We start from the raw sequence: 3,730 nt of genomic DNA on the forward strand, positions 1-3,730 counted from the left end.
ATCGGCCCCACGGTGTGCGAACTCGACGGCCCGATGCCCACCGAGAACAGGTCGAAGACACTGATCGCCATTGATCGCCTCCGCTGCTGCCCTGGTCCTACTGCTCGATCAATTCGGCGTACTGCTCCGCGGTGAGCACAGCACCGGTACCGGTGGCGCGCACCTCCAGCAGCCAGCCGCCCGCGAACGGCTCGGCGTTGACCAGCGCCGGGTCGTCCACGACGGCCTCGTTGACCGCCACGACCTCGCCGGTCACCGGCGCGAACAGGTCGCTCACGGACTTGGTCGACTCCAGCTCACCGCAGGTCTGACCGGCCTCGATCTGCTCGCCGACCTCGGGCAGCTGCACGAAGACGATGTCGCCGAGCGCCTCGGCGGCGTGCTCGGTGATGCCGACGCGGACCAGCTCGTCGCGGTCCTCGATCCACTCGTGCTCTTCGGTGTAGCGCAGGTTCTGCGGCAGGGACATGGTGGGAGGCTCCAAGGCTGCTCGGAGGGCGCGGGCGCGCCCGGAAAATGTGCTGGGCCTCCCCCTCTGTTTCGGGACCTGAGAGCTTCGCCGCAGACCTGCGGCTTGCACCGTGGGTGGCGCGCCAGCGGTGGCGCGCGCTTTCCAGAGTTGCCTCGCCCGAACGGTCATGGGTGCCTGAGAGTTTGTGGGGAGTCTTGCTCCTTCGGCGCCCCGCAGCTGGTGCGAGGTCTCTCCCGCACGGGGTCGACGGCCGGTATGCGATTGTCTGTGTGCTCAGCAACGATAAACGTGGCCGTCTTAGCGTCACAACGCCCCCGGGCGGCCGCTTCTCCAGGAGGCCGGTGATGCTCGACGTCCGAGCGCTGGTCGAACGGGTCGGCCCGACCCTGCTGCGCTCGGTGGTCGTCCCGGAATCGACCGCGTGCGTCGGCGACGTGGTCATCGCCGAACCCGACCAGCACCCGACCGTCGTCGACGGCGACCTCGTGCTGGGCGTGGCCGTCGCGGACCGCGAGCAGGCGGCGGCGCTGGTGCACGTCTGCGGCGACCGGGGTGCTTCCGCGGTGCTGCTGAAACCGCCGGTCTCCGCTGACGAGCGCATCGTCGCCGCGGCCGAGGCCGCCGGGGTCGCGCTGGTCGAGGTCCGGGCGGAAACCGCGTGGGCCCAGCTGGTCTGGCTGATCAGGGCGGCGCTGGCCAGGACCGACATCGACGAGGCCGGCGCGCGCAGCCCCGGCGTCGGCGATCTGTTCCGGCTCGCCGACGCGGTGGCCGACGTGGTGGACGCACCGGTGACGATCGAGGACGCGCACTCCCAGGTGCTGGCCTACTCGGCCCAGCAGGACCTCACCGATCCCGCGCGGGTCTCGACGATCATGGGGCGCAGGCAGCCGGACGACGTGCTGGCCAAGTTCCGGGCGCACGGCACCTTCCGCAAGCTCAGCAAGGGCAGTTCGGCGATCTTCGTGCCCGCCCAGCAGGACGGCACGCTGCCCCGGCTGGTGGTGCCGATCAGGATGGGCGGCGAGCTGCTCGGATCCATGTGGGCGGTGGTGCCCGAGGAGGTTTCCGAAGAGCGCGCGACGGCGTTCGCCGACACCGCTCCCCTGGTCGCGCTGCAGCTGCTGCGCTGGCGCGCGGTCGCCGACGCCGAACGGCGGCGCAGCGCGGAGCAGGTGCAGCTGCTGCTGGACGGCGGCGAGGGCTGGCGGGCCGCAGCCAACGAGCTGGCCGTCCCGAACGAGCAGCACCGGGTGATCGCGATCGAGATGCCTGCCTCCGCCCGACCGGCCGAAGGGCACCGGCTGGCGCTGTGGGAGTGGATCACCCGCGGGATCGGCCGACGCCCGCTGGTCACCGAGATCGGCACGATGCTCTACGCGGTGGTGCCGGACCGCGACCGCGGCGGCTGGCAGGAGCTGCGCAACGCGCTCGCCTCGCACGACATGTCACCGCGCCCGCTGATCGCGGTGGGCACCTCGGTGTCGGTGGCCGACCTGCACCAGTCGCGGTCGCAGGCCGAAGAGCTGGTCAGCCTGCTGCGCACCGGCCAGCTGCAGGAACGGGTCGCGGTCTACGAGGACTACTGGCACCTGCTGGTGCTCAGCCGCATGGCGGGCGCGGCGACCGACGCGGGCATCGGCGCGCTGGGACCGCTGCAGGTCCTGCGCGAGCACGACCGCACCCAGGGCACCGAGTACCTGGCGACGCTGCGCGCGTGGCTGCGCCACCCCGGCGACCCGCGGCAGGCGAGCCAGGAGCTGAACGTGCACCCGAACACCTTCCGCTACCGGATGAAACGGCTCACCCAACTCGTCGACATCGACCTGGACGACCCGGACGTCCGCTCCGCGCTGCTGGTCCAACTGCTCGCCGAACGCTGGGCGCAACACGGCTGATCCTTTGTGCTGCGAGCACAAAGGGACCGGGGCAATCTCATCGCGCGGGAATGATGCGCCCCCGGCAGCGGCGGCGGATCGTTGTGCGCGACACAGGTGACGAAAGGATTCCGCCGTGAAGATCGCCGTCCCGCGGGAGATCAAGAACAACGAGTACCGGGTCGCGCTCACGCCTGCGGGCGTCCACGAGCTGAGCAGCCGCGGGCACGACGTCTTCGTCGAGGCCAACGCGGGCGCCGGCTCCTCCATCCCGGACGAGGACTACCTCGCCGCGGGCGCGAAGGTCCTGCCCAGCGCCGACGACGTGTGGGCGGAAGGCCAACTGGTGCTCAAGGTCAAGGAGCCGATCGCCGAGGAGTACCCGCGGCTGCGCCGCGACCAGGTGCTGTTCACCTACCTGCACCTGGCCGCCGACGCCGCGCTGACCGACGCGATGCTGGACTCCGGCGTCACCGGCATCGCCTACGAAACGGTGCAGACCGCCAACGGCAGCCTGCCGCTGCTCGCGCCGATGAGCGAGGTCGCCGGCCGGCTCGCCCCGCAGGTCGGCGCCTACTCGCTGATGCGCCCGAGCGGCGGTCGCGGCGTGCTGCCGGGCGGTGTTCCCGGCGTGCACCCGGCGCGGGTCGTGGTGATCGGCGGCGGTGTCGCGGGCCTCAACGCCGCGCGCGTCGCGATGGGCATGGGCTCCGACGTGGAGCTGCTGGACACCAACGTCGACAAGCTGCGCGAGATCGACCGCGACTTCCACGGCCAGATCCGCACGGTGACCTCCAACCGCTACTCCGTCGAGCAGGCGGTGCGCGCCGCCGACATGGTCATCGGCGCGGTGCTGATCCCGGGCGCGAAGGCGCCGAAGCTGGTCTCCAACCACCTGGTGTCGGAGATGAAGCCGGGCAGCGTGCTGGTGGACATCGCGATCGACCAGGGCGGCTGCTTCGCCGACTCCCGCCCGACCACCCACGACGACCCGACCTACCGGGTGCACGATTCGGTCTTCTACTGCGTGGCGAACATGCCGGGCGCGGTCCCCAACACCTCGACCCACGCCCTGACCAACGTGACCCTCCCCTACGTCCTGCGCATCGCGGACCTGGGCTGGCGCGAAGCCTCCCGAGCGGACGCGGCCCTGGCGGCGGGCCTCAACACCCACGACGGCCACCTCGTCAACGCCCCGGTCGCCGAAGCCCACAACCGAACCAGCACCCCCCTCACCGAAGTCCTCTGACCTCGGAACACCAACGGCCCCTCCACCGCTCCCGGTGCAGGGGCCGTTGCCATGCCCGCAAATTCAATGGAAATCGGGCATGCGATTTCAATGGAAGTTGCGGCACGTCGGCGTGTCGGCCCCCGACACGCC

Annotated in this window: 4 protein-coding genes and 2 riboswitches; of the genes, 2 read left to right on the top strand and 2 right to left on the bottom strand. The window is 71.1% G+C overall.

Annotation, left to right across the window (positions count from 1 at the left end):
• Both ABTZ89_RS36780 and gcvH read right to left on the bottom strand, forming a co-directional pair.
• Positions 1 to 71 (bottom strand): serine dehydratase beta chain (locus ABTZ89_RS36780; RefSeq protein ID WP_351053683.1); only part of this gene is annotated, 71 nt, incomplete at its 3' end.
• 26 nt (positions 72 to 97) lie between these two features.
• Entirely contained in the window at positions 98 to 469 is a 372-nt protein-coding gene (gene gcvH, locus ABTZ89_RS36785; RefSeq protein WP_270949105.1) for a glycine cleavage system protein GcvH, read from the bottom strand.
• Between the two features lie 56 nt (positions 470 to 525).
• Positions 526 to 623, bottom strand: a riboswitch (glycine riboswitch).
• Positions 624 to 718: riboswitch (glycine riboswitch) on the bottom strand.
• 98 nt (positions 719 to 816) lie between these two features.
• On the opposite strand from gcvH, the gene ABTZ89_RS36790 reads away from it, so the two are divergent.
• Together ABTZ89_RS36790 and ald are read left to right on the top strand one after the other, a co-directional pair.
• Positions 817 to 2,370, top strand: a complete 1,554-nt coding sequence (locus ABTZ89_RS36790) for a PucR family transcriptional regulator (protein WP_351053680.1) — start codon at positions 817 to 819, stop codon at positions 2,368 to 2,370.
• 115 nt (positions 2,371 to 2,485) lie between these two features.
• Complete coding sequence (gene ald, locus ABTZ89_RS36795; protein WP_270949103.1) at positions 2,486 to 3,598, top strand: alanine dehydrogenase; 1,113 nt, start codon at positions 2,486 to 2,488, stop codon at positions 3,596 to 3,598.
• Positions 3,599 to 3,730 lie beyond the last annotated feature (132 nt).

This window comes from Saccharopolyspora sp. NPDC002686, assembly GCF_040295745.1.
Lineage (GTDB): Bacteria > Actinomycetota > Actinomycetes > Mycobacteriales > Pseudonocardiaceae > Saccharopolyspora > Saccharopolyspora oryzae.